1 protein-coding gene is annotated in these 900 nt (G+C 43.3%); it reads right to left on the bottom strand.

What is annotated here, in order from left to right; translation table 11 throughout:
• Nucleotides 1-276: hypothetical protein (locus A3756_RS06660; RefSeq protein ID WP_197481228.1), on the bottom strand; the 276-nt coding region annotated here is incomplete at its 3' end.
• Between the last annotated feature and the right edge of the window lie 624 nt (nt 277-900).

The raw sequence follows: 900 nt of genomic DNA, 5'->3' as shown, positions 1-900 counted from the left end.
AGTAGCTGCTGCACTTAAAGCGATACCAGAACCCAAAGCTTTTTCGCCCCATAGATTTTCCGTACTTTGGGGCTCTCCCCAAAGGCTTTTAGCATCATCTAATGGAATGCTAATTCGTGGTTCAGAGAATAAACCATCCTGAGGTTGTAACTCGATATGCTGACTTTGTAGTTCACTTAAACTTTTGCCGTAATCGTAATCTCCAATTTCGGTCTTTACCATTGAACTACAACCTGACAATAAGGCTAAAACTGCAATAACAAATATGTGCTTCAATTTAACTCCTTTTTTACAGCTAACGCCTTTAGCTGCGGCGAGCGATAGCGAGTCCAGCCCCGGGGATTTTTCCGGGGCGAGGCAGGCTAAACTTGTTAGGCTTTTTTATTCGCATATTTCTCGGCTACTTTTTCAGATAATTCAAGAATGGTATTGGAAGCACTCTGATAGGTATAAGGTCCATCCGGGCGATAATATTTTGCTTCTCTTGAGCTAATGGTCCAGTAGATTTTTTTAATGCCCAAAGTTGAACATAGATTCTGCATGGTAAGCNCAAGTTTCTTTCCTTGTGGAACATTTGTTCTGGCAGTTGTTGTGCCAAAATAACCTGTCCCAGTATCTCTTACTATCTCGACTTTCATAGCATCTCCATGAGCCTAACGCCGCAATAAAGGGCGAGCGGCGCGCAGCAGAGCGAGTCCAGCCCACGGGCCCTTTCGTGGGCGATCTTTGATTGCCTGGTTATATTTCATTTGCTACGAGATTAGATTTAACCTTGCCAGAAATTACCAATTTATAAAATACAAACTCAGCGACTAAGCCTGAAAATATTGCCGCTGCAACTGCTATACCCCCGCTAGCAGTTGCCTTTGCTACAGCAGCTAAAACTAAAAACGCTAATGG

It is taken from the genome of Oleiphilus sp. HI0086 (assembly GCF_001635225.1).
Note: the sequence above shows the minus strand (reverse complement) of the source record. Positions and strands in the feature narration are given on the sequence as shown.